The sequence below is a fragment of the Stenotrophomonas sp. B1-1 genome (assembly GCF_010894375.1).
Lineage (GTDB): Bacteria > Pseudomonadota > Gammaproteobacteria > Xanthomonadales > Xanthomonadaceae > Stenotrophomonas.
The window spans coordinates 1-25,515 of the sequence record NZ_JAAIUZ010000012.1 but is presented as its reverse complement, the minus strand read 5'-3'; the positions used below and the strand labels follow the sequence as shown (position 1 = coordinate 25,515).

General features: G+C 68.0%; 19 protein-coding genes. 9 read left to right on the top strand and 10 right to left on the bottom strand.

The window, feature by feature from the left end; all coding sequences use genetic code 11:
- Nucleotides 1-65 precede the first annotated feature (65 nt).
- The 6 genes from dld to G4G00_RS09830 form a co-directional block, all read right to left on the bottom strand.
- On the bottom strand, nucleotides 66-1,793 hold the full coding sequence (gene dld, locus G4G00_RS09855; protein ID WP_164273007.1) for a D-lactate dehydrogenase: 1,728 nt from the start codon (nucleotides 1,791-1,793) through the stop codon (nucleotides 66-68).
- On the bottom strand, nucleotides 1,790-2,929 hold the full coding sequence (gene lldD / locus G4G00_RS09850) for an FMN-dependent L-lactate dehydrogenase LldD (RefSeq protein WP_164273004.1): 1,140 nt from the start codon (nucleotides 2,927-2,929) through the stop codon (nucleotides 1,790-1,792). Before lldD ends, dld begins: the two co-directional genes overlap by 4 nt.
- A 17-nt stretch (nucleotides 2,930-2,946) precedes the next feature.
- On the bottom strand, nucleotides 2,947-3,711 hold the full coding sequence (gene lldR, locus G4G00_RS09845) for a transcriptional regulator LldR (RefSeq protein WP_108753335.1): 765 nt from the start codon (nucleotides 3,709-3,711) through the stop codon (nucleotides 2,947-2,949).
- A gap of 53 nt (nucleotides 3,712-3,764) precedes the next feature.
- Nucleotides 3,765-5,423: an L-lactate permease gene (lldP, locus tag G4G00_RS09840; RefSeq protein WP_164273001.1), complete on the bottom strand. Its 1,659-nt coding sequence runs from the start codon at nucleotides 5,421-5,423 to the stop codon at nucleotides 3,765-3,767.
- Nucleotides 5,424-5,724: 301 nt separating this feature from the next.
- Complete coding sequence (locus G4G00_RS09835; RefSeq protein ID WP_108756423.1) at nucleotides 5,725-6,174, bottom strand: MgtC/SapB family protein; 450 nt, start codon at nucleotides 6,172-6,174, stop codon at nucleotides 5,725-5,727.
- A 123-nt stretch (nucleotides 6,175-6,297) separates the two neighbouring features.
- Nucleotides 6,298-7,056 (bottom strand): SDR family NAD(P)-dependent oxidoreductase, encoded by a 759-nt coding sequence (locus G4G00_RS09830; RefSeq protein ID WP_164272998.1) that lies wholly within the window; start codon nucleotides 7,054-7,056, stop codon nucleotides 6,298-6,300.
- Between the two features lie 146 nt (nucleotides 7,057-7,202).
- Between G4G00_RS09830 and G4G00_RS09825 the strand changes: the two genes are divergently transcribed.
- Complete coding sequence (locus tag G4G00_RS09825) at nucleotides 7,203-8,327, top strand: alkene reductase (RefSeq protein ID WP_164272995.1); 1,125 nt, start codon at nucleotides 7,203-7,205, stop codon at nucleotides 8,325-8,327.
- Between the two features lie 103 nt (nucleotides 8,328-8,430).
- On the opposite strand, the gene G4G00_RS09820 is transcribed toward G4G00_RS09825, so the two are convergent.
- The 3 genes from G4G00_RS09820 to G4G00_RS09810 all read right to left on the bottom strand — a co-directional run bounded on the left by G4G00_RS09820 (nucleotide 8,431) and on the right by G4G00_RS09810 (nucleotide 12,239).
- Nucleotides 8,431-10,341, bottom strand: a complete 1,911-nt coding sequence (locus G4G00_RS09820; RefSeq protein WP_108753340.1) for a CocE/NonD family hydrolase — start codon at nucleotides 10,339-10,341, stop codon at nucleotides 8,431-8,433.
- Between the two features lie 153 nt (nucleotides 10,342-10,494).
- The gene (locus G4G00_RS09815; RefSeq protein ID WP_108753341.1) at nucleotides 10,495-10,881 is read right to left on the bottom strand and encodes a DUF4440 domain-containing protein; all 387 of its coding nucleotides are present in this window, start codon (nucleotides 10,879-10,881) and stop codon (nucleotides 10,495-10,497) included.
- The gene (locus tag G4G00_RS09810) at nucleotides 10,881-12,239 is read right to left on the bottom strand and encodes an MFS transporter (protein WP_164272992.1); all 1,359 of its coding nucleotides are present in this window, start codon (nucleotides 12,237-12,239) and stop codon (nucleotides 10,881-10,883) included. Before G4G00_RS09810 ends, G4G00_RS09815 begins: the two co-directional genes overlap by 1 nt.
- Before the next feature lie 107 nt (nucleotides 12,240-12,346).
- On the opposite strand from G4G00_RS09810, the gene G4G00_RS09805 reads away from it, so the two are divergent.
- Nucleotides 12,347-13,255 (top strand): LysR family transcriptional regulator, encoded by a 909-nt coding sequence (locus G4G00_RS09805; protein WP_164272990.1) that lies wholly within the window; start codon nucleotides 12,347-12,349, stop codon nucleotides 13,253-13,255.
- Nucleotides 13,256-13,347: 92 nt separating this feature from the next.
- Here G4G00_RS09805 and G4G00_RS09800 read toward each other — a convergent pair whose 3' ends face one another.
- Nucleotides 13,348-16,143 carry a glycoside hydrolase family 3 C-terminal domain-containing protein gene (locus G4G00_RS09800; RefSeq protein WP_164272987.1) on the bottom strand — a complete coding sequence of 932 codons (2,796 nt, stop codon included), beginning with the start codon at nucleotides 16,141-16,143 and terminating at the stop codon, nucleotides 13,348-13,350.
- Nucleotides 16,144-16,477: 334 nt separating this feature from the next.
- On the opposite strand from G4G00_RS09800, the gene G4G00_RS09795 reads away from it, so the two are divergent.
- The 7 genes from G4G00_RS09795 (at nucleotide 16,478) to G4G00_RS09765 (ending at nucleotide 25,351) form a co-directional block, all read left to right on the top strand.
- Nucleotides 16,478-16,912 (top strand): glyoxalase, encoded by a 435-nt coding sequence (locus G4G00_RS09795; RefSeq protein ID WP_108753345.1) that lies wholly within the window; start codon nucleotides 16,478-16,480, stop codon nucleotides 16,910-16,912.
- 356 nt (nucleotides 16,913-17,268) lie between these two features.
- Entirely contained in the window at nucleotides 17,269-18,174 is a 906-nt protein-coding gene (locus tag G4G00_RS09790) for a LysR family transcriptional regulator (protein WP_108753346.1), read from the top strand.
- A gap of 92 nt (nucleotides 18,175-18,266) precedes the next feature.
- Entirely contained in the window at nucleotides 18,267-18,956 is a 690-nt protein-coding gene (locus G4G00_RS09785) for a DsbA family protein (RefSeq protein ID WP_164272984.1), read from the top strand.
- Nucleotides 18,953-19,960, top strand: coding sequence for a cyclase family protein (locus G4G00_RS09780; protein ID WP_164272981.1), 1,008 nt, complete (start codon nucleotides 18,953-18,955; stop codon nucleotides 19,958-19,960). The genes G4G00_RS09785 and G4G00_RS09780 overlap by 4 nt, the downstream gene beginning before the upstream one ends.
- Before the next feature lie 240 nt (nucleotides 19,961-20,200).
- On the top strand, nucleotides 20,201-20,815 hold the full coding sequence (imuA, locus tag G4G00_RS09775; protein ID WP_108753349.1) for a translesion DNA synthesis-associated protein ImuA: 615 nt from the start codon (nucleotides 20,201-20,203) through the stop codon (nucleotides 20,813-20,815).
- A 9-nt stretch (nucleotides 20,816-20,824) separates the two neighbouring features.
- A complete protein-coding gene (locus G4G00_RS09770; RefSeq protein ID WP_164272978.1) occupies nucleotides 20,825-22,234 on the top strand; it encodes a DNA polymerase Y family protein in 1,410 nt (469 codons plus the stop codon).
- Nucleotides 22,235-22,240: 6 nt separating this feature from the next.
- Complete coding sequence (locus G4G00_RS09765) at nucleotides 22,241-25,351, top strand: error-prone DNA polymerase (protein WP_164272975.1); 3,111 nt, start codon at nucleotides 22,241-22,243, stop codon at nucleotides 25,349-25,351.
- The last annotated feature ends 164 nt before the right edge of the window (nucleotides 25,352-25,515 follow it).

Below are 25,515 nucleotides of genomic sequence, written 5' to 3'. Positions count from 1 at the left end.
GTCGAGCTTGCTCGACTGCCCTGGCTCCGGCATTTGTAGAGTCGAGCTTGCTCGACTGCGTTCGTTCAGTCGAGCAAGCTCGACTCTACCGAAGCTGGGCAATCACACCCGCCCCACCCCTTCGCTTTCGAGGTATGGCCGATGCCGGGGTTGAAGGTGTTGCTCGGATCCAGCGACCGGTAGAACGCCGCCAGCGCCGGCTTGGCCGGGTACAGATGGCCCACGTTGTGCTCGGCCGGATACTCCGCACCGCGTTGGTCCAGCAGTGCCCACATCGCATGTTCGATCGCCATCGGGTCTTCACCCTTGCGCGCGATGTAGTCCTGGTGGAAGACGTGGCACAGGAAGTGGCCGTAATAGAGTTTGTGCAGCAGCCGCCCGTCGATATCTGCCGGCAGGGATTCGAACCACTCGGCGTCATCCCGCCGCAGCGCGATATCCAGCGCCACGATGTCCTGGACCTGCGCGCGATGCACTTCACGGTAGCGCACCGCGGCACCGGCCACGGCGAACCGGTGCAGGAAAGCCTTGCGCCCTTCTTCGGCCGTGCAGCGGAAGAAGCCACCCTCATGGTTGGCGAAGCATTCGCGCAGCCATCGCTCGGTCTCGGCCGCATCCTGCGCGGAGACCTTCAGCAGCAGATGATGCTCAAAACGCTGGCGGAACTCGCCCATGCGCGGCGGCAGGTGCGAAGGCAGCAGCGCGGTCAACGCCTGCATCACCCGGTCGGTGACGCCGCGCAGCCCGACGCGCTCGAACCAACCATCAATGCGGCTCTTCAATGCGAATGCGGCCGGCACGCGGGCGGTGCCCAGGCGGTCGATCAGCAGGAAGGTGTCCTTGCCATAACGTTCGCCGATGTCATACGCATCGCGGTGGATGTACTCCCCTGCGATCGGCAGCCGCTCGAAGCCGGTCAGCAGCTGGCGGCGGATGGCGGTGAGCGTGGCGGTGTGGTTGCTGCCGATGTAGAACACTTCGGCCGCTTCTTTTTCGAACGTGTCCAGGCGCACGGCGAACACCGCCAGCTTGCCGGCAGAGCCCGCCGCCTCGAAATGGCGGCCGGGGTCGGCATTGAAGCGTGCCGGCGTATCGGCATCGACCTGGCGCACGTCGTCGCTGTAGCGCTGGTCGGACGCGGCGCGCCCATCGCCATCGCCCACGTCGGCCGCACTGTACTGCCCGTCCTGCAGGCGCTGCAGGATCTGCTCGGGGCTATCGCCCAGGGCGATGCCCAGGTGGTTGACCAGTTGCAGCCGGCCCTGCGCATCGACCTGTGCATACAGCGCCAGCTCGGTGTAGGCCGGGCCACGGCGCACCAGGGCGCCGCCGGAGTTGTTGCAGACCCCGCCCAGCACCGAGGCACCAATGCAGGACGAACCGATCACCGAATGCGGTTCGCGCCCCAGCGGTGCCAGCGTCTGTTCCAGCCGGTCCAGGGTTGCACCCGGCAGGCACAGCACCTGGTGGCCGCCGTTCAACAGCTGGATGCCGGTCAGCCGCAGCGTGCTGATCAACACGATCGGGCGCCCATAATCGTTGCCATCCGGAGTCGAACCGCCGGTCAGGCCGGTATTGGCAGCCTGCAGGATGATCGCCGCCCCACCCTGCACGGCGGCCTGCAGCACGCGCCACAGTTCCAGCAGCGTGCCAGGCCGTACCACCGCCAGCACCGGGCCTTCACCGAAGCGGTAGCCGCGGCGGAATCGGCGGGTGGCCTTGTCGCCGGTCAATACATGGCGGCGGCCGACCGCCTGGCGCAGCTGCTGCAGCACCGCGTCATCGCCGCTCACGGCAGGCTGACCAGCGAATCGCGGCCAATATCGGCAATGCGCCGCGCGCCGGTCAACGTCATCGCCACCCGCATTTCCTTGGCAATCAGGTCCAGCAGGTTGGCCACGCCGGCCTCGCCCTGGGCCGCCAATGCGTAGACGAAGGCGCGCCCCAGCAACACTGTGTCGGCGCCCAGCGCCAGCATCCGCACCACGTCCAGGCCATTGCGGATGCCCGAATCGGCCAGGATCTTCAGATCGCCCTGCACCGCATCGGCAATGGCCGGCAGCGCCCGCGCGGTGGAAAGCACACCATCGAGCTGGCGGCCACCGTGGTTGGACACCACGATGCCATCGGCACCGAACTTCACCGCATCCCGCGCATCGTCCGGGTCGAGGATGCCCTTGATCACCATCGGCCCCTTCCAGAACTCGCGGATCCATTCCAGGTCCTTCCAGGAAATGGACGGATCGAAGTTGCTGCCCAACCAGCCGATGTAGTCCGCCAGTCCGGTCGGATGGCCGCGGTAAGCGGAAATATTGCCCAGGTCGTGCGGGCGGCCGAACAGGCCCACATCCCACGCCCAACGCGGATGGGTGATGGCCTGGCCGATGCGGCGCAGCGGCGCATTGGGGCCGCTCATGCCCGAGTGCGCGTCACGATAGCGCGCACCGGGCACCGGCATGTCCACGGTGAACACCAGGGTGGTCACGCCGGCGGCCTGTGCCCGCTCCAGCGCGTTGCGCATGAAGCCACGGTCGCGCAGCACGTACAGCTGGAACCACATCGGGCGCTGGATGGCCGGTGCCACTTCCTCGATCGGGCACACCGACACCGTGGACAGGGTGAACGGAATACCGCGACTGTCGGCCGCGCGTGCCGCCTGCACTTCGCCACGGCGTGCATACATGCCGGTCAGGCCCACCGGCGCCAGCGCCACCGGCATCGCCAGTTTCTCGCCGAACAGCTCGGTTTCAAGGCTAAGGTCGGACATGTTGCGCAGGATGCGCTGGCGCAGCGCGATGTCGGACAGATCGGAAACGTTGCGCTTCAGCGTGTGCTCGGCATACGCGCCGCCATCGATGTAATGGAACAGGAACGGCGGCAGCCGGCGTTGCGCTGCGGCACGGTAATCGGTGGAGGCGGAAATGATCATGGGTCAACCGGAAGTAGTCAGCCGTGCGGGGACGGCAGGCGCGAGGCCCGTGCACGCCGGGCTTCGTTGTCATCGAGCGTGCGCAGCGTGGTGTGCACGAATTCAAGGTGGGCATGCGCGGCCGCGCGCGCACGCTCGGGGTCGCCGGCCAGCACCGCATCCATCATTTCCCGATGCTGGTCGGACAGCGGCGAGAAGGTGCGGGCCGAGGTGTACAGCTTCTCGCGGCTCTGCGAGATATTGGTCTGCAGCAGTTCGAACAGGCCACGCATCACCTGCAGCAGCACCAGGTTGTGCGACGCCTCGGCAATGGACAGATGGAACGCGGCATCGGCCTGCGCTTCACCGGCGGGGTCATCCTTGCCGTGCGCGTCCATCATGGTCTGGAACGCGGCGGCGATGCGCGTGCGGTCCTCATCGGTCGCGCGCAATGCGGCATGCCAGGCGGTGGCGCCTTCCAGCGCATGGCGGATCTCCAGCACATCAAAGCGGTATTCCGGGTCGCCCTGGAACAGCGGCAGGTACGGCGCCAGCGGTTCATCCAGCGCCTGCCGGGCGCGTGCGGCCGGTGCTGCCACGTAGGTACCGCCACCCACACGGGCAGTCAGCAGGCCCTGGCTGGCCAGCTGCGCAATGGCCTCGCGCAGCGCCGTGCGCGATACCCCCAGCTGCACCGCCAGTGCGCGCTCGGCCGGCAGCCGGTCGCCCGGCTGCAGCTGCTGTTCCTGCACCAGCGCGCGCAGCTGCGCGGCCACCTTGTCCGAAACCCGTTGCATGCTCATGGCGCCATTGTCACCCGAACGGCACGAGGCTGGAGAAGCAGAGCGGCCATGGCTCAGGGAATCATCCAGGTCAGCCAGTAGGCCTGGGCCAGGGTGATCAGGCCGACCATCGTGGTGAAGATCAGGCTGTGCTTGACGGTGAAGCGGAACAGGTCCGATTCCTTGCCGGGCAGGCCCACCGCCGCACAGGCAATGGCGATGGACTGCGGGGAAATCATCTTGCCGGTCACACCGCCAGTGGTGTTGGCCGCCACCAGCAGCACATCGGACACGCCAATCTGCTGGGCGGTGGTGGCCTGCAAGGCAGAGAACAGCGCATTGGAAGACGTGTCCGAACCGGTCAGGAACACGCCCAGCCAGCCCAGGAACGGCGAGAAGAACGGGAAGGCATCGCCGGTGTGGGCAAGCGCCAGCGCCAAGGTGGCCGACAGCCCGGAGTAATTGGCGATGAACGCAAAGGCCAGCACCATGCCGATGGAATAGATCGGTACGCGCAGCTCGCGCACGGTTTCGCCGAAGGTCTGCAGCGCGGCCTTGGCCGGCATGCGCAGGGCGACGATGGCAACCACCGCGGCCAGGATGATGGCGGTGCCGGTGGCCGAGAACCAGTCGAACTTGTAGACCGCTTCGTAGCTGAGCGGCGCGGGCACGATCGGCGGCATCTTCTGCACCATCTGGTCCAGCCCGGGCACCGGAATCTTCAGCACCCACCCCTGCAGCGCACCGCCAGTGGCGAACAACGCCTTGAACGGCTTGATGCTCCACAGCGTGACCATCGCCGTAAGGATCAGGAACGGCGACCACGCCTTGGCAATCTGGCCGACGCTATGGCGCGGTGCCTCCAGCGCCTGCGCCGCGGCCTGCGCACTGGTTTCCGTATCGAAACGGAAGATGCGCACCGGCTTCCAGCGGCGCAGGAACAGGGTCAGGCAGACCAGCGAGGCCAGCGAAGCGGTGATGTCCGGCAGTTCCGGGCCAATGAAGTTGGAGGTCAGGTACTGGGCGATGGCGAAGGAACCACCGGCCACCAGCACCGCCGGCCAGGTTTCCTTGATGCCACGCCAGCCATCCATGATCGCCATGATCCAGAACAGCACGATGATGGTCAGGAACGGCAGCTGGCGCCCGGCCATCTGGCCGATCTCAAACGCGTCCAGGCCGGTCACCTGCCCCGCGACGATGATCGGAATGCCCATGGCACCGAACGCAACCGGTGCGGTGTTGACGATCAGGCACAGGCCGGCCGCATACAACGGCTTGAAGCCCAGGCCGACCAGCAGCGCGGCGGTGATCGCCACGGGCGCGCCGAACCCGGCGGCGCCTTCCAGGAACGCACCGAAGGCAAAGCCGACCATCAACATCTGCAGGCGCTGGTCTTCGGTAACCGACAGGATGGAGGCGCGGATGATGTCGAACTGCCCGGTCTTGACCGAGACCTTGTACAGGAACACCGCGCCGATGATGATCCAGGCGATCGGCCACAGGCCGTAGACAAAGCCATAGCCGGCCGCGCCCAGCGCCTGCGCCAGCGGCATGCGGTAGAACAGCAGGGCCACGCCGAGCGCGATGGCCACGGTGATCGTGCCGGCCAGCCAGCCCTTCATGCGCAGCACGGCCAGGGCGACAAAGAAGAAGGCGATCGGCAGCAGCGCGATCAGGCTGGACAACCACAGGTTGCCGGCGGGGTCGTACAGGTGTTGCCAGGGCTGCATGGAAAATCTCGGCGTTGACGGGAAACCCACCGCAGTGGGGCGGTCCGTGGCGCGCGAATATTGGTCGTACCATTATTCACAACAAATGCACCACTGGTGGCGGATTGAACCGCCATTCCCGCTAGACGCCTATTAGACCATAGCGTTAGTTCTGGTTTATTGGTAGGACCATTACGAGAAAGGGTCAGAGCCCCTGCGGGGATCTGACCCTGGTCGCGGCGGGGTCGGACCCCGGCAGGGGCTCCGACCTACATGGCATCGGGGTCGGATCCCTGCAGGGGCTCCGACCCCACCCCGGCACTCACAGCTTCTTCTCCACCCGCCGTATCACCGCCAGCACCAGCAGGCACAGCACGCTCACCCCCATGGCGATCACGTACTTGCCAATGCCCACGGCAATGCCGATGGCGGCGGCCATCACAAGAGAACTGGCGGTGGTCAGCCCACTGACCTGGTCTTCGCGGTTACCGCGCAGAATGGTGCCGGCGGCAACGAACCCCACGCAGGCCACCACGGCCTCGATCAGGCGCACCGGATCGACCTGCAGCAGATCGCGGTAGCGCTCCTGCTGGAAATGTTCGGCCACCGAATCGCCCAGGCCGACGATCAGCGCCGCCGCACCCGCAATCAGCATGTGTGTGCGCAGGCCCGCGGCGTGTTTGCCCATCTCGCGCTCGACGCCCAGCACGCCGCCAAACAGCATGGCGGCGGCAACGCGCAGCAGGATCGATACGTCCTGGGTGAGTTCCATCGGCAGGCTCCGGGATTTTCCCGGAGCGTCGCGCGCCGCGCGTGGCACCACAGTGAAGGCGCCCGCACGGCCGGTTCACCCGGTAGCGCCGGGCGTGGCCCGGCGGCACCGCACCTCAGCGCATTACTGCGCCAGGTAACCGCCATCGATCGCGTAGTAGGTCCCCGTCGCGAACGAGGCGTCATTGCTGGCCAGCCAGGCCACCAACGCAGCGACCTCGTCCGGCTTGCCCAGCCGCTTCAGGGCATGCTTGGCTTCCAGCGTGGCACGCGCGTTGGCATCCATCTTGTCCAGCAGCGGCGTGGCAATGAAGCCCGGACCGACCGCGTTGATGCGGATGCCGTCGGCAGCATGTTCCCAGGCCGCCGTCTGGGTCAGGCCCACCACACCGTGCTTGGCCGCCACGTACGCGGTGGAACCGGCAAAGCCCACCTGGCCCAGGATCGAGGCCATGTTGATGATGCTGCCGCCCTTGCCCGCCGCGCGCATCGCCTGGATCTGCGCGCGCTGGCACAGGAACACGCTGGTCAGGTTCACATCCACCACGCGCTTCCAGCCATCCACCGGGTAATCGCCGCTGCTGGCCGCTGGGCCGCCGATACCAGCATTGTTCACGGCAATATCCAGCCCGCCCAGTTCGCTCACCGTGCGCTGCACGGCCGCTTCCACCGCCGCCTCGTCGGTCACGTCCAGCGCAATGCCAATTGCTTCGGCACCTTTGGCCTTCAAGGCCTGCACGGTCGCATCCACGGCGTCCTGTTTCAGGTCCCACACTGAAATGCGTGCGCCCGATGCAGCCAGCAGCTCGGCCACGGCCAAGCCGATGCCGGAAACACCGCCGGTAACGATGGCGGTCTTTCCGCCCAGCTGATAATCGATCATCTGTGTACTCCACGTGTTGGCAATCGATGCGGGCCTGCCCGCCTGCTCTCGAATCTACGCCGCCACGTGTTACGGAAACGGCACGCGGCGCACCGCCGCCACGCAACGATCCTTCCCATCGCTGCAACGCGCAGCGCCCTATGCTCATGCACACCTCCCCTGCAGTGCATGGACCCCCGATGAGTGCCGAATCCCGCGTGTTGTTCACGCCCACCCGCCTGGGTGATATCGCCGTTGCCAACCGCATCGCCATGGCTCCGCTTACGCGCAACCGCGCCCTGCCCGATCGCGTACCGTCGCCGCTGGCGGTCACCTACTACCAGCAGCGCGCCAGCGCCGGCCTGATCATTGCCGAGGCCACCCAGATCAGTCCGCTTGGCCAGGGCTACCTGGACACTCCAGGCATCTACAGCGCCGAGCAGGTGGCGGCATGGAAGCACATTACCGATGCCGTGCACGCAGAAGGCGGCCGCATCGTGCTGCAGTTGTGGCATGTGGGCCGCATTTCCCACACCAGCCTGCTGCCGGACGGTGAAGTGCCGGTGGCACCCAGCGCGATCCGCGCCAACGGCAAGACCTTCACCGCCAACGGCTTCGAGGATGTGTCCGCGCCGCGCGCACTGGCGATCGATGAAATTCCGGCGTTGATCGAGGACTACCGCATCGCCGCGCGCAACGCCATCGCGGCGGGCTTTGATGGCGTGGAAGTGCATGCAGCCAACGGCTACCTGATCGATCAGTTCCTGCGCGATGGCAGCAACCACCGCAGCGATGCCTACGGTGGCAGCATTGAAAACCGCACGCGCCTGCTGTTTGAAGTAACCAGCGCCGTGGCCGAGGCCATCGGCGCCGCCCGTACCGGTGTGCGCCTGTCGCCGGTCACCCCGGTCAACGATGCTCACGACAGCGACCCGCAGCCGCTGTTCAACCGCGCGGTGGAACGTCTGGACAGTATCGAAGGGCTGGCCTTCATCCACGTGATCGAAGGCGCAACCGGCGGTGACCGGGACAACATCGCGTTCGACTACGCCGCGCTGCGTGCCCGCTTCCGCGGCCCGTGGATTGCCAACAACGGCTATGACGTGGACAGTGCCGAGCACGCCGTCGCCAGCGGCTACGCCGACATGGTCGCCTTCGGTCGTGCGTTCATCGCCAACCCCGATCTGGTTGCACGCCTGCGCAGCGGCGCGGCCCTGGCCGAACTGGACCCGGCCACACTGTATGGCGGCGGCGAGCACGGCTACACCGATTACCCCGCCTTGGGCGCGTAAGCCCCGCACCCGCCGGGCCGCATCCGCCGGGCACGGCCCGGCGCTACCACCGGCTCATCTACGGGTAGCGCCGGGCCATGCCCGGCGTCACCCCGCCCCCTCCTCAATACACCGGCAGATCGATGTAACTGGCCTGCGCGGCGCTGTGCCAGACCCGCTGCGTGGCCTTCTGGTAATCGCCCGGCTTGGCCAGGTAGATGTTCGGCACGTAGGTCTGCGGGTTGCGGTCATACAGCGGGAACAGGCTGGACTGCACCTGCACCATCACCCGGTGCCCCTTCTGGAAGGTGTGGTTGGCATTGGGCAGATCGAAGCGGTACGGGAGCACCTGGTTGGCGGCCAGCGGCTTGGCTTCGCTGAAGCTTTCGCGGTAGCGGCCGCGGAAGATCGCCAGCGACACCGGCAGCTCGTAGCCGCCCATCTCCGGCGTCGATGCTTCCTGGTCCGGATACACATCGATCAGCTTCACCACCCAGTCGCTGTCGGTGCCACTGGTGGACGCCTGCAGATGCACCACCGGCGCACCGCCGATGCGCAGCGGTTCGCTCAAGGGTTCGGTGATGAAGGTCAGCACATCGGGCCGACCATCCACGAAACGCTGGTCCTTCACCAGCCAGGTGGTCCACATGTCACGGTCGCCGAAACGCACCGGGCGCGGCACGAACGGCACCGGCTTGGCCGGGTCGGACACATACTCCTCGTAATCCCCCTCACCCGCCGCCGGCGCCTGGAAGGCCAGCTTGCCACCGGCGCGCAGGTAAAGCGGCTTGCTGGCCGCCGCGCACGCCTTCTCACAACTGCGCGGCCAGCCCTGCAGGCGGTCCCAGTGGTTTTCACCGGTGTTGTAGATCAGCACCGGCGGTGTGTCCGCCTTCGGCGCGCCGTCCACCAGGTATTGGTCGAAGAACGGCTTGAGCACATCGCGGCGGAACTGCAGGGCGGTATCGCCATCGAACTTCAGGGCGCCCAGTTCGCTGCCGCTGTAGTTCACCTGGCTGTGCCGCCACGGGCCCATCACCAGGTAGTTATGGGTGTTGCCGGTATCGCGCCCTTCCATGGCCTGGTAGGCATGGTTGGCGCCCCACATGTCTTCCTGGTCCCACAGGCCCTGCAGCCACATCGTGGGCACCTTCAAGGGGGTGTTGGCCATCACCGCATCCAGCGCCTGGCCCTGCCAGAACGCATCGTAGGCCGGGTGCTGCACCAGCTTCTTCCACCAGGTCAGCTGGTCCACGCCGGTGAAACGCGCGTAGTCGCCGGCCGAGCCGATGCGCAGGAAGGTGCTGTAGTCGTCGTAGCCCAGGCTGGGCAGCGGCGTGCCTTTGCCGCGCTTCTCGGTCTGCATGGCGAAGTAGTTGAAGTTGACCTGGCGGAAGGCGCCGTAGTTCAGCCAGTCATCGCCCATCCAGCCATCCACCATCGGGCTCTGTGGCGCGGCCACCTTCAGCGCGGGGTGCGGGTTGGTCAGCGCCATCACCACGGTGAAGCCTTCGTAGGATGAGCCCAGCATGCCGACCTTGCCGTTGCTTTCCGGCACGTGCTTGACCAGCCAGTCGATGGTGTCCCAGGCGTCGGTGGCGTGGTCGACCTTGGTGTTGTTCAGCGGCCCGCGCAGCGGCCGGGTCATCACGTAATCGCCTTCGGAACCGTACTTGCCACGGATATCCTGGAACACGCGGATGTAGCCGCCGTCGACGAACACCTCGTCGCCCTGCGGCAGCAGGTCACGCATGCGCGGCGAATCGCTGCGGTTGGCGCGGCCGGCAGCATCGTAGGGCGTGCGGGTCAGCAGGATCGGCGCGTTGTGGGCGCCCTTGGGCACCACGATCACGGTGTACAGACGGGTGCCGTCGCGCATCGGCACCATCACCACGCGCTTGTCGTAGTCGCGGCCGATATCCGGTGCAACGAACGGCTTGCCACTGATGTCCGGGGTCATCGGCGGGGTATCGGCGGCCAGCACGCTGCTGGACAGGCACAGGGCGATGGCTACAGCAACGGCACGCACATGCATGGATGACCCCTCGGCAGGAAAGGTTCCAGCGTACTCCTGCCCACCCCGCCGAAGTGTGCGCCGGCTTTGCGTTCTGTGGTGTCCGGGGCACGACTGATGGCACATGTGCGGCCGGCGGCCGCCGCGCTCGCCGGGCATGGCCCGGCGGATCCATCAGCCCGCAGGGACCTCGTGCAGCGCCAACCAGCGCCAGCGCCCCGCGTCCTGCCGCAGCACCGCCAACGATTCCCGCCAGGCCAGCGCTCCGCCAGCCACCGCATGCCCTTCGCGATAACGCAGCACCGCCAGTGGTGCGGGCGCCTGGATCCTCTGCACGTCCTCAACGGCGATCTCCAGACCGGGGCGCGCGCCGTGCCCGCCCACGAACAGCGCCTGCACCGCGTCCCGGTCCAGTCGCCGCCCGGCGATGCCGACCATGCTGAAGTCCGCGCAGAAGTGCGCCATCAGGTCATCCAGCGCGTCGGCGCCGGTGTCGGCACGGAACCAGGCCTGCAGCGCGTCGTGCAGTACGTGGATTTCATCTTCGGCGGTGTGTTGCATCAGGCATTCTCCGGTTGCATGAGGATCAGTGACTGCCCGCGGCGCAACAGCAGCATCGGCAGCAGGGTCAGGACAGCGGCCATGCCCAGCGCCGCGCCCGTGGCACGCGCTGGCAGCCATTGCAGGGCCAGCGCCAGCACCAGCGCAATGGCTGCCGTGCCGAGGCAGAAACTGAGCTGGCGGTTGAGGTTCCACAGCGCACTGGCGTCACCCAGCGCATCCGCGTCAACGCCAGTGAAGGCCAGCGTCTGCGCGGTGCTGCTGCACAGGCTGCCGCCGGCACCCATCAGCGCGAACAACAGCCCTGCCAGCGCAAACGCGGGCTGCGGCAGCACGGCCATCAACACCAGACCCGTCGCCTGCAGCAGCATGCCGATGCGCAGCACCGCGGCAGGACCGATGTGCGTCAGCAATCGCCGGCTGCCGGTGATCGCCACGGCCGACGCCAGCGCCCAAGGCAGCATCAGCGCACCGATGCGCGCAGCACTGAACCCGGCCTGGTGCAGCTGCAGCGTGCTGGCCAACTGACTGCCGATGAACACGCCGGGTACGGCCAGGTAGACCAGCATTGCCAGTCGAAGGCCGCGAAGGGACAGCAGCGACCAGCGCAGCAGCGGCTGCGCCTGCCCACGCGCATGGCGCAGGTGGGCCGTCGCCAGCATCAGCGCCAGCAACAACAGTACCGCGCCGGCAATCCGGTGGCCGGGTTCACCCAGCCAGGTCAGCGCCAGCAGCAGCACGCCCAGCGCACTCAACGCCGTGGCCAGCGCATAGGCCTGCAGCCGGGGCGCAGTGCGTTCACCATCGGCGGGCATCCACGCCAACACCAGGCCCATCGCCGCCAGTGCCAGCGGCAGGCTGGCCCACAGCACGCCGCGCCAGGACAGCCACTGCACCAGCAGCCCACCCAGCGCCGGTGCCAGTGCCGGTACCAGCAGCGCCACCAGCAGGATGCGGCGGGTCAGCGCACCGCGTTGGTCGGGCGTGCACTGCCGATACGCCGCCGCCTGCGCCACCGGAATCAACAGGCCACCGGCCAGGCCCTGCAGCAGGCGCCAGCCCAGCAGCCAGCCGATGGACGGTGCAGCCCCCGCCAGCACCGCAGCCGCGGCGAACAGCAGCAGCGCGACCAGCAAAAGGCGTCGTTCGCCGCAGCGCGCGGCCAGCCACGGCGCCAGCGGAATCACCACGCTCAGGCCCAGCATGTAGGCAGTGCCCACCCAGGCCAACACGCCCACCTCGGCCTGCAGCTCGGACGCCAGTGCCGGGTAGGCCACCGTGGCGATGAACATGTTCACCAGGTCCAGGGCGAACACCAGCAGGAAGATCGCCTCATGGCGCAGGCGGGCGGATGGCATCGGCGGCACTCGCGCGGGGAGAGACGCAAAGCATGGCGCCCATGCCGGATTGAAAAAACACGACAACAGCTGCAACACTGTCAAATCCATTTTGACAATGCAGCATCATGGTCAGCCTTGATCGCTTCGATATCTTCCGCGCCGTGGTCGAAGCCGGCAGCCTGACCGCTGCCGCCGACCGCCTAGGCCTGAGCCGCGCGGTGGTCAGCTTCAACCTGAAGCGGCTGGAACAGGAGCTGGGCGTGACCCTGCTGCTGCGCAGTACCCGGCACCTGGCCCTGACCGAGGCCGGCGAGCAGTTCCTGCAGCACTGCGTGCAGGCGCTGGATGCGGCACAGGCGGCCATCGATGCCGCGCGCCGCGACCACCAGCAACTGCAGGGTCTGCTGCGCCTGACCACCACGCCGGAGTACGCGCAGCTGCGCTTGATTCCCGCGCTGGAAGCGTTCCGTGTGCGGCACCCGGCGCTGCAGCTGCACCTGTCGACCTCACCGGCACCGGCCGACCTGATTCCCGAGCGTTTCGACCTGGCCATCCGCCTTGGCCGCCTGCCGGATTCAGGCCTGCACGCCAGCGAACTGGAACGGCACCCGCTGTGCGCCGTGGCGGCCCCTGCGCTGCTGGCACGCCTGCCGTCGACCGAAGCAGCTGACGACCCGGCGCAGTTGGGCACCCTGCCCCGCCTGGGCTATCCGCGCCTGGCCGACGTGCCGGTGGTCGCACCGGATGGCAGCGACGCCCTGTTCGCTACCAACCCCGGCAATGCGGTGGTGCGCGTGGACAGTGCCAGCAGCCTGCGCGCCTTCGCCCTGGCTGGCGCCGGGGTCACCGTGCTGCCGCGCTGGTTGATCGAAGACGACCTGGCCCAGGATCGCCTGCGGCCGGTGCTGCGCCAGCACCGCTTCCCGCAGCAGAGCGTCTACGCGGTGTACCCGCACAGCACGCAACCGTCGCCGAAAGTGCGGCAGTTGATCGATTTCCTGCGCAGCTGGTTCAGCGGGCACCCCGAGCGGTAGCGCCGGGCCATGCCCGGCGAATCTCGCGGCATCCCACAAACAGACACGGCCCCTCGCGGGGCCGTGTCTTCAAGCATCCATCATCTGCGGAATCAGCGCAGCACCTGCTCCACCAGCTGCACGTCCACGCTCTGCAGCGGTTCGGCCGCATTGCGCGACAGCTGCACTTGGTAGGTGCCGCCGTCGATCTTCCACTGGCGTGCCTGCGCATCGTAATGCGCCAGGGTCTTCGGCTCGGCTTCGATGCGGATACGGCGCTGTTCGCCCGGCTGCAGGCTCACCTTGTCGTAGCCGATCAGGCGGATCGGCGTGGTGCTGCCGGCCGGCAGCTTCAGGTACAGCTGGGCCACGTCGGCACCGGCGCGCTTGCCGGTGTTGCGGATGTCCACGCTGGCGACCAGGCGCGAGCCTTCCACGCTCACCTTCAGGTTGTCATAGGCAAACGAGGTGTAGGACAGGCCATGACCGAAGGCAAAGGTCGGGGTCAGGCCCTTGGCGGCCATCCACTTGTAGCCCACGTTGGCGCCTTCGATATCGAAATCGAACACATCGCCGAACGGCTTGGCCGGCTTGAAGCCGAGGCCATCCACGTGCGGGCGCGGCAATTGCGATTCGTCCACCACCCAGGTCACCGGCAGGCGGCCCGACGGGTTCACCTGGCCGGTCAGCAGCGCGGCAATGCCTTCGCCACCACGGATGCCCGGGTACCAGGCCTGCAGCATGGCCGGCACCTGCGCCAGCCACGGCGTGCGCACCGGGCCATTGGTTTCCAGCACCAGCACGGTCTTCGGGTTGGCCTTGGCCACTGCCGAGATCAGCGCATCCTGGTTGTCAGGCAGCTTCATGTCCGGCAGGTCGACCGACTCGGCCGCCCACTGGGTGGCGAACACGATGGCCACGTCCGCCTGCGCGGCAGCCTTGGCCGCCGCAGCAGCGTTGCTGCCGTCCACATATTCGATGGTCGCATCCGGACGCGCTGCACGCAGCGATTCCAGCGGCGAGGACGGGTGGAACATCACCGGGCCCGGCCAGGTGGTGGGCAGCACGCCCGGCACCGCATTGGTGCCCTTGGCGGTCACGCCCACCATCGACGAACCACCGCCACCGATCACGCCCTTGTCGGCATGGCCACCAATGATGACGATGCGCTTCACGCTGTCGGCCAGCGGCAGCAGGTTGCCTTCATTGCGCAGCAGCACGCTGCCTTCTTCCACCGTGCGCTGGGCCACGGCGAAGCCGGCTTCGGCATCCACCTTCTGGTGCTGCGGCGGGTTGTCGAAGTTGCCGTGCAGGAACATCGTGCGCAGGATGCGCGCCACCATGTCGTTCAGGCGCGCCTGCGGCACCACGCCGCCGTGCACGGCCAGGCGCAGCGGCTCATCGAAGAACACCGCCGCATCGAACACTTCACCGGCCGACTGCTGGTCCAGGCCGGCCAGCGCCGCCTTCGAACCGCTGTGCACGCCGCCCCAGTCGGACATCACGAAACCGGGGAACTTCCACTCCTGCTTCAGCACCTGGTTCATCAGGTAGCCGTTCTCGCAGCCGTAGGTGCCGTTGATCTTGTTGTACGAGCACATCGCCACGCCCGGGCGGCCAGCTTCCAGCGCGATCTCGAAGGCCAGCAGGTCCGATTCGTGCATGGCCTGTTCGCCGATGCGCACATCGTGGAAGTTGCGGCGGGTCTCCATGTCGTTCAGCGCGAAGTGCTTCATCGACGAAATCACGTGCTGGCTCTGCACGCCCTGGATCAGCGCGCCCACCATCGAACCGGCCAGCAGCGGATCTTCACCGGCGTATTCGAAATTGCGGCCGTTGCGCGGGTCACGCTGCAGGTTCACGCTGCCCGAAAGCAGGATGTTGAAGCGCTGCTGCCAGGCTTCACGGCCCATGGTCGCGCCACCGGCGAAGGCGACTTCGCGGTTCCAGCTGGAGGCGGTGGACGGGCCCGACGGCATGGCCGTGGCGAAATCGCCCGGACGGATGCCACCGGGGTTGGTCACGCCCACGCCGGCATCGGCCGACTGCTGCGCCGGAATGCCCAGGCGCGGCACCGCCGGCACGAAACCGGCCGAACCCACCGCGCCTTCCGGCAGCGGACCGCCATCCTTGCCCAGCCCGAAATAGCTGTGCAGCATCTGGAACTTCTCGTCCTCGGTCATCGCCTTCAGCAGCAGCGCAGCGCGCGCATCGGCGTTCAGGCTGGCGTCCATCCACGGGCGCTCACCGCCCTTGTCGGCCGCGTAGGCCAGGGTCAGCAGGGTGGCCTGCAGGCCATTGCCATCGACCTTGAACGGTGCGCTGCTGGCCGCCTGGAAACCATCGCTGAAGTAGCTGGCATCGGCTTCCAGGGCCACGCGCGAGGGATCGAAACCGGCTGCCTTGGCCGATTCACTGGCCACCGCACCCAGCAGCACCGCCGGTGCGCCCAGCCGCGAACGCGACACCAGCGCCGGCAACTGCGCGGCGCCGGCACCGGCGTCGGTGTAGACGGCCACGGTGTGGCGGCCGTCATCCAGGCGCAGGTAGTTCAGGCCCGGCTGGTCCGGGCCGCTTTCCGCGGCAATCGGCAAGCGGGTCAGCACGGCCTGGCCGCGCTGGGTCTGGCCATCGTCCTGGCCGGCGGCAATGAAGCGGTAGTCGTAGCCCAAGCCATCGGCCAGCAGCTGCAACGGATCGACCTGGCCGATACCGCGCTGCACCTGGCGCACGCTCACTGCGTCCACCTGCAGGGTCTTCAGCTGCGCCGCCAGGGCCGGCATCGCGTCCGGCGCAGGCGCCTGGTCCAAGGTCAGCACGGTGAAGGCGGCCGGGTCGGCCCAGGCCGGGGCGGCCAATGCGGCAGACAGGGCAAGGGACAGGGCAAGCGGCTTTGTAAACGTTTTCATCGGCAGGCGTAATTCCGTTGCCAAGGCAATCGGTCCAGGGAAAGTGCCGCCGAAGGGTGCAGCGTCATGCCGCGCAAGCGTTGCCGGGCAACACCTGCAGGCCAAAGGACGGGCCGGTCTGCGCGCGGGACCCTCCTCCCGGCGTGACAACCTGCCTGCCCGGGCCGCACACGGCGACCCATCATGTGAAGATTGTGCGAGGGCGTTGATCGCTGTCAACAGGACCTAAGTCACAGGCGCCCGCGCGCAAGCTGGTTATCAGGCCATCACCGCTGGTCATCAGTGCAGCGTGTGGTGCTGCCGATAATGGAATTCCCGGCCCCGAGCGCTGCCCATGACCCTGCACCGCGACTTCGACCATCTCTGGCGCGACCGCTGCGATACCTCCAGCCAGCGCAGCCCACGCGTGCTGATCCGCGTGTTCGTCGCCCCCGGGGAGCTGGAAGCACGGGTGGCCTTCTACGAACAACTGCAGGGCGTGGTGGCCGACGCGGGCTTCCCCTTCCCCGATGCCGGCCTGCGCCTGGCCATGGTCGGTGCCTTCCTGCTGATCGAAGGCAATGACACCGCACTGGCGCCGTTCACCTCCACCACCGGCACCCTGCTGGTCGATGACGTGCGGCCCTATCACGACAGATTGGTCGCAGCCGGCGCGCAGATCATCTTCCCGCTGCAGGTGGTACCCACCGGCGCGGCGTTCAACGCGGTGCACCCCGATGGCACCGTGGTCGAGTACGTGCACCACCGGCCGGACCCCCACGGGCGGTGATGGGACGGTCGGGCTGCCGCCCGGCACCCGCAGAGGAAACGTCAACGTCGACGTCAAAAGCCTGCATTCCGTGGGATGGCGGTGTGGGTCCGGTGGCAGGGGACGCTGCAAGTACGTCCATGTAAGCTCGGTCGCCGCATCCATGCGGCTCACGCCCCTGCCACCGGACCCACCCCGCCTTCGACGGTTTCCTGCGAGCTGTTGGAACCTGCTGCTGTTGGAACCTGCTGCTGATGGTGGTGGGTGCCGACCGTTGGTCGGCACAGGGGTCGGATCTCCATGGATTCAATTCCGATGGAAATCCATCCACGCACGGCGTGGATCTACAATGGCGCCCTCTTCGCGCCGGGGCTGGCATGGATTCCTTCAACCTGATGCGCACCTTCCGCCGCATCGTCGAACGCGGCGGCCTGGCCCGCGCGGCCGAAGACCTGGGCCTGTCAGCGGCCGGCTTGAGCAAACAGCTGCGCACGCTGGAAGCGCACCTGGGCGTGGTGCTGCTGCAGCGGACCACGCGGCGCATGAGCCTGACCGAAACCGGCCACGCCTATTATCGCGAGTGCTGCCGCCTGCTGGACGAACTGGACGCGCTGGAACGCGGCATCGCCGAACAGCGTGGCGAGGTTGCCGGCCGCCTGCGGGTGAACGCACCGCAGTCCTTCGCGCTGAGCACGCTGTCGCCGCTGCTGCCGCGCTTCCTGCAACAGCATCCGCACCTGTCGCTGGATCTGGTGATGGAAGACCGCCTGCTCGACGCGGTGGGCGAAGGCTTCGATGTGTCGCTGCGGCTGCGCGCCGAGTTGGACGATTCACGCTTGGTGGCGCGGCGGCTGGCCTCGCTGCAGCAGGTGTTGTGCGCGGCACCGTCCTACCTGCAGCAGCACCCCGCACCGCACACCGTGCAGGATCTGCATGCACATAGCGTGCTGGCCTACAGCCTGTCCGATTCACCAGGCAGCTGGCCGCTGCTGGGCCCCGATGGCCAGGTCACGATCACCCTGCCGGCACGGGTGACCGCCAACAACAGCCTGCTGCTGCGCGACCTGCTGCTGGCGGGCTTGGGCATCGGCGCGCTGCCCTCGTTCCTGGCCGCGCCCGCACTGGCACGCGGCGACCTGCAGCAGGTGCTGGCCGACCACCGCTATCCCCCGCGCTTTGTGCATGCGGTCTACCCCACCGCGCGCCACCTGCAGCCCAAGGTGCGGGCCTTCATCGATTTCCTGCACGCCGAACTGCCCAGCTGCGCGGGACTGGATTCGTAACCGCCAGCGAAAACTGAGCTGCCCGGAACCCGCTGTTTCGGCCACGCTGCGCTGCCTACGCTGCCGCCTCCTCTCTCACCGATGGCAGGCAGATGTCTTCCGCCCCCTCCCCCACCACCGCCGCGCCGGTGGTCGATTTCTTCCACGATGTGGTCTGCGGCTGGTGCTTCGTGCTGGCCCCGCGCCTGCAGCAGGTTTCGGCCGAACTGGGCATCCAGGTGCGCCACCGCAGCTTCGTGCTGCAGGACTCGCGCGCCCGGATGATCGACGTCTTCGGTTCCATGCCGCGCGCCAAGGACACCATCCTGCGCCACTGGGCCGACTGCGCGGCGCATGAAGACAGCGCGCGCATCGACATCGACGGCATGCGCGCGCAGACGTTCGAATACCCCTCCGGCTGGCTGGGCGCACTGGCCTGCCAGGCGGCCGGCGTGCTCGGCGGCAACGATGCCCATGCCGCGATGTTCGATGCGGTGCAGTGGGCGCACCTGCACCAGCACCGCAACATCGGCGATGCCGACGTCCTGCTGGACATCGCCGAAGCGCTGGGTCACCGGCGCGGCGTCTTCGCTGGCCACATGCGCAGTGACGCCGTGCGCCAGCGCGTACAGGCCGACCGCGCCGAAGCCGCCGCCCTCGGCATCCGTTCCATTCCCACCGTCATCGGCGGCCACGGCCTGCGCCTGCAGACCCTGCCGCTGCCACAGCTGCGCCAGGCCCTGGCGCCCCTGGTCGCGGCCACCGCCGCGCCCTTCCCCACCCTGCAAGGAGAAACCCCATGACCCCACGTACCCTGGCCAGCGCACTGGCCCTGCTGCTGGCCAGCACTGCTGCATCCACCGCCGTGTCCGCACACGAACACGCTCCTTCCGGCCAGCAGGTCGGCACCAGCCCTTGGGGGCCGAAGGACGAAATCGGTCGCCTCAACCTGATCACCGACGCCTCGCGTGCCGCCATCCTGTCGCGGGTCAGCGGCGGCAAGGCCTACGACCTGGCCACCGAATACTACGTCGGCATGCCCAGCTGGCAGGACGCCGGCGACCCGCACTACCAGTTCTGGATGACCCATACCCCGCGCGGCACCGTGGTGGACGACCCGATGGGCGTGGGCCAGGCCATGAACCTCACCCGCAGCTACACCGGCACCGCGTTTTCGATGTACAGCCACACCGGCACCCATATCGATGCGCTGAACCACTTCGGCATCCACGGAAAGATCTGGAATGGCTTCGAGGCCGATGAGCACCTTGGCGATCGTGGCTGGAAGGTCACCGGCATCGAGAAATTCCCGCCGCTGATCGCCCGTGGCGTGCTGATCGACGTGGCCGGCGCCAAGGGCGTGGACATGCTGCCGGACAGCTACCGCGTTACCCGCCAGGACCTGAAGGATGCGCTGGCACGCCAGCACGTCACCCTGCAGCAGGGCGACGTGGTGCTGATCCGCACCGGTCGCATGCGCCTGTTCGAACAGCCCCGCGCCTACATGGCCAACCCGCCGGGCATGGGCCTGGACGCGGCCCGTTTCCTGGTGGAAGACAGTGGCGCGATGATCGTCGGCGCCGACAACCTCAGCTTCGAGACCTTCCCCTCGGAGGTGTCCGATGATTACGTGCCGCTGCACACCTACCTGCTGGCCCAGCAGGGCGCGCCGATCATCGAACTGGTGGCGCTGGACGAACTGGCCCGTGACCAGGTCTACGAGTTCGCCTTCATTGGCGGCCCGCTGAAGATCCGCGGTGGCGACGCCGCCCCGCTGCGCCCGGTGGCCCTGCCGGTACGCCGGTAACGCGCCGGGTAGCGCCGGGCGTCCCATACCGGTAGGTGCCGACCTTGGTCGGCACTCCCTGCCCCCTTCAGCAACCTGAAAACCACCCCTCGATTTCATTAGTAATTCTACTCACAAGGCGAGTAGCATGTCCGGTCTCAGCCCCTGATACCGGCCTGTCGATACTCGTTCCATGCCTGCCGTTGCCGTCCACTGCCGCCGCTTCCTGCCTGCCCGGCGCCTCCCCTGGAGGACCGGCTGATGGGTGCCGTCGTCGCCCTGGACCGCCTGCTGGATGGCCGCCAACTGTGGCGCGGCCCGGCCCGCCATGGCCCGGCCAGCGACCATCTGGCCAGCGGGCACCCGGCCCTGGATGCCCGCCTGCCCGGCGGCGGCTGGCCCGCCAGCGGGCTGTGCGAAGTGCTGCTGGCCTGCCCCGGCGTGGGCGAACTGGCCCTGGTCTGGCCGGCACTGGCCAAGCTGAGCCAGCGCGATCGGCCGATCGTGCTGGTCGCCCCGCCGCATCGCCCGCATGCCCCGGCCTGGGCCGCGGCCGGGCTGGACCTGGCCCAGCTGCAGATCATCCACGCCGCGCCAAAGCAGGCGCTGTGGGCGGCCGAACAGTGCCTGCGCTCGGCCGCCTGTGCGGCGGTGCTGTGCTGGCCGCAGCAGGCCGATGATCGTTCCCTGCGCCGCTTGCAGGTTGCTGCCGACAGCGGCCAGTGCCTGGGCTTCGTGTTCCGCGAAGCGCGCGCCGCACGCAATCCGTCGCCGGCCAGCCTGCGCCTGCAGCTCGACCCCGGCCAGGTGCGCGTGCTGAAGTGCCGCGGCGGGCTGCCGCCTGCGCAGCCCTTGCCGCTGGCCATCGCCCACTGAGGCCGCGCCATGCATTGGGCCTGCCTGTTGTTGCCGCAGCTGGCGCTGGACAGCGTACTGCGCCAGCAGCCGGACCCGCAGCGGCCGCTGGTGCTGCTGCAGGGCCCGGCCCAGCGCCGGGTGCTGCGCGCGGTCAGCCCGGCCGCGCGGGCCGCCGGCCTGCGCCCGGGCATGCTGCTGTCGGCCGCGCAGGTGCTGGTGCAGGACATGCAGCTGCACGACTACGATCCCGCCGCCGAACAACAGACCCGGCAACTGCTGGCCAGCTGGCTGTACGCCTACAGTTCGCAGGTCAGCCTCGATTTCCCGCATGCGCTGGTGCTGGAAATCCACGCCAGCCGCGCCCTGTTCGGCGATTGGCCACAGATCGAACAGCGCCTGCGCCACGGCCTGCATGAACTCGGTTTCCGCCATCGCCTGGTGGCCGCGCCCAACCCGCATGCCGCGCGCGTGCTGGCCAACGTGCACGACGGCCTGGGCATTGATGCCATGCAGCTGGCGGCCGCGCTGGCGCCGCTGCCGCTGGCTCGCAGCGGCCTGCCCGCCGATGCGGTCACCGTGCTCGGTCGTTCCGGCCTGCGTACGCTGGGCGCGGTGTTCGACCTGCCGCGCGACAGCCTGGCCCGCCGCTTCGCCCCGCAGGTGCTGCAGCAGCTCGATGCCGTGCGCGGCCTGGACAACACGCCGCTGCGCTACTACCAGCCCCCCGACCGTTTCGATGCCCGCATCGAATTCGAATACGAAATCGAATCCAGCCAGGCCCTGCTGTTCCCGCTGCGGCGCCTGCTGCTGGACCTGGCCACCTTCCTCTGCTCGCGCGATGGCGGCGTGCAGCGCTTCGACCTGCACTTCGAACACGACCTGCTGCCGGCCAGCGTGCTGACCATCGGCCTGCTGGCGCCCGAACGCGATGCCGCGCTGCTGTTCGAAATCACCCGCAACCGCATGGAAGCCTTCGCCCTGCCCGCCGGCAGCCGCGCACTGCGCCTGCAGGCCGAACAACTGCCGCCGTTCGTGCCGGTGGCACGCGATCTGTTCGACACCCGCCCGGCCCAGGCCATGCCGTGGAACCAGCTGCGCGAACGGCTGCGCGCGCGGCTGGGCGATGATGCCGTGCAACCGCTGGCGGTGCAGGCCGACCATCGCCCCGAACGCGCCAGCGGCACCCAGCCACCGGCCAAGCCCCCCGCACACTGGCCGCTGCGCCCCGGTTGGCTGCTGGATGCACCCCAGCCGCTGCGCGACCCACGCCTGCGCATCGTCGCCGGCCCGGAACGGATTGAATCGGGCTGGTGGGACCAGGCCGATGCGCGGCGCGACTACTACGTGGTGGAAACCGCGCACGGGCAACGCGGTTGGGCGTTCCGCCCGCGCAACGACCCGCATGCGCCGTGGATGCTGCACGGCTGGTTCGGCTGAACCGGCATGCACGCAGAACTGCCCGCCTATGCCGAACTGCATTGCCTGTCGGCCTTCAGTTTCCAGCGCGGCGCCTCCACCGCCGACGAACTGTTCGCGCGCGCCGCCAGCCAGGGCTACCGCGCCCTGGCGATCACCGACGAATGCTCGCTGGCCGGCATCGTCCGCGCCTGGCAGGCGGCCAAGGCGCATGGCGTAGCGCTGATCGTCGGCGCCGAACTACAGATCGAAGACGGGCCGAAGATCGCCCTGCTGTGCACCGACCAGGATGCCTATGCCGGGCTGTGCCAGCTGATCACCACCTGCCGCCGGCGCGCAGGCAAGGGGGAGTACCGTTGCCTGGCCGACGATCTGCAGGGCCTGCCCGACGGCCTGCTGTGCCTGTGGCTGGACCGGCAGCCCGATGCCAGCCACCTGCAGGGGCTGCGCACCGGCTTCGGCGACCGCCTGTGGCTGGCGGTGGAACTGCACCATGAACACGACGACGCGCGCCGCCTGCAGCAGCTGCGGGCCTTCGGCGAACGCCACGCGCTGCCACTGGTGGCCAGCGGCGATGTGCACATGCACGTGCGCCGTCGCCGCGCCCTGCAGGACACCCTTACCGCCATCCGCCACCGCTGCAGCGTGGCCGAAGCCGGCTGGCGCCTGTTTCCCAATGGCGAACGCCACCTGCGCCCGCGCACCTCGCTGGCCCAGCTGTACCCGCCCGAACTGCTGGCCGAAACCCTGCAGATCGCCGCGCGCTGCCACTTCAGCCTGGACCAGCTGAAATACACCTACCCGCGCGAACTGGTGCCGGCAGGCCACACCCCGGACAGCTGGCTGCGCGCGCTGGTGGAACAAGGCATTCCCGAACGCTGGAAGGACGGCATCCAGCCGGCCCAGCGCCAGCAGATCGAACACGAACTGGAACTGATCGCCAAGAAGAACTACGCCTCGTACTTCCTCACCGTGCAGGACATCGTGCGCTTCGCCCGCAGCCAGCAGATCCTGTGCCAGGGCCGCGGTTCGGCGGCCAATTCGGCGGTGTGCTTCGTGCTGGGCGTCACCGAGATCGACCCGGCGCGCAGCAACCTGCTGTTCGAGCGCTTCATTTCCGAAGAACGCGACGAACCACCGGACATCGACATCGATTTCGAGCACGAGCGGCGCGAGGAAGTGCTGCAGTACGTGTTCAAGCGCTATGGCCGCGAACGTGCCGCACTGACCGCCGTGGCGATCAGCTACCGGGGTCGCAGTGCCATCCGCGATGTGGCCCGCGCACTGGGCCTGCCGATGGACCAGGTGAACGAACTGGGCGCCGCCATGGACCACTGGGGCGGGCACATACCGCTGCCGGACACCCTGCGCGAACGCGGCTTCGACCCGGACACAGCGCTGATGCGGCGGCTGCTGTCACTCACCGCCGAGCTGATCGATTTCCCACGCCACCTGTCGCAGCACCCGGGCGGTTTCGTGATTTCCGAACATCCACTGTCCACCCTGGTGCCGGTGGAAAACGCGGCCATGGCCGACCGCACCGTCATCCAGTGGGACAAAGACGATCTGGACGCCACCGGTCTGATGAAGGTCGACTGCCTGGCGCTGGGCATGCTCACCGCCATCCGCAAATGCCTGGCCCTGCTGCAGCAGCACGGGCTGCACAGCGGCCGCATGGACGCGGTGCCCGCCAAGGACAGCGCGACCTACGACATGATCTGCGCCGCCGATACCATCGGCGTGTTCCAGATCGAATCGCGCGCACAGATGGCCATGCTGCCGCGCATGCAGCCGCGCAGCTTCTACGACCTGGTGATCGAAGTGGCCATCGTGCGCCCTGGGCCGATCCAGGGCGACATGGTGCACCCCTATCTGGAACGCCGCCGGATCCTGCGCGAACAGGGACCCGAGGCCTTGAACGACCCGGCCAACCCGCTCTACCCACCGCAGCTGGAACGCGTGTTCGCACGCACCCTGGGCGTTCCCCTGTTCCAGGAACAGGTGATGCAGCTGGCGGTGGAAGCGGCCGGCTACACCCCGGGCGAGGCCGATGCCCTGCGCCGTTCGATGGCCGCCTGGAAGCGCCGTGGCGGGCTGGAACCGCATCGGGAAAAACTGCTGGCCGGCATGCTGCGCAACGGCTTCAGCCGCGAGTACGGCGAACACCTGTTCGAGCAGATCAAGGGCTTTGGCAATTACGGTTTTCCGGAAAGCCATGCCGCCAGCTTCGCCCTGCTCACCTATGTCAGTTGCTGGCTGAAGTGCCACCACCCGGCCGCGTTCACCGCCAGCCTGATCAACAGCCAGCCGCTGGGCTTCTACAGCCCCGACCAGTTGCTGCAGGATGCGCGCCGCCATGGCATTGCCGTGCTGCCGGTGGATGTGCGCCACAGCCATTGGGACTGCACCCTCGATTTCAGCAAGGGCGCGGCCGCCATCCGCCTGGGCCTGCGCCTGGTCGATGGCTGCAGCGAACAGGCCGTGCAGGCCCTGCTGCGCGAGCGCGCACGGCGCCCGTTCGACGATGTGGGCGATCTGTGCCAGCGCGTCGCACTGGATCGCCGCCAGCAGGGCCTGCTGGCCGATGCCGGCGCCCTGCGCGGCCTCAGTGGCCATCGCCACCGTGCACGCTGGGATGTTTCCGGCGTGGAAAACCGCCTGCCGCTGTTCGACCCGGCCCGCGCCACCGGCGAAGCACGCGTTCCGCTGCCGCTGCCCAGCGCCTGGGACGACATGCAGGCCGATTACCGCAGCACCGGCACCACGCTGGGCCGCCACCCGCTGTCGTTCCTGCGCGCACAGCTGCGCAGCCGCGGCTGCCTGGATGCCGCGCAACTGTCTGCCCACGGGCATGGCCGCCGCGTGCGCATTGCCGGGCTGGTGCGCATGCGGCAGCGGCCGCAGACCGCCAGCGGGGTCACCTTCCTGACCCTGGAAGATGAAACCGGCATGGTCAACGCCGTGGTCTGGCGGCACGTGGCCGACCGCCAGCACCGCATCCTGGTCGATACCCAGTTGATGCAGATCGACGGCCGGCTGGAACGCGTGGACGGCGTGCAGCATGTCATCGTGCAGCGCATGCTGGGGCTGGACGATCTATTGCAGGGCCTGCGCAGCCACAGCCGCGATTTCCATTGATGGGTCATTGATGGGTAGAGTCGACTGTCAGTCGACTAGCGCGCCAGCGCGGTTGTGCCATTGATGGGTAGAGTCGACTGTCAGTCGACTAGCTGTGATCTCTCTGTACGTTGTTCATCCGGGACATCTCTGGAAAATGGTGGTTACCACACCTCTCCAGATCC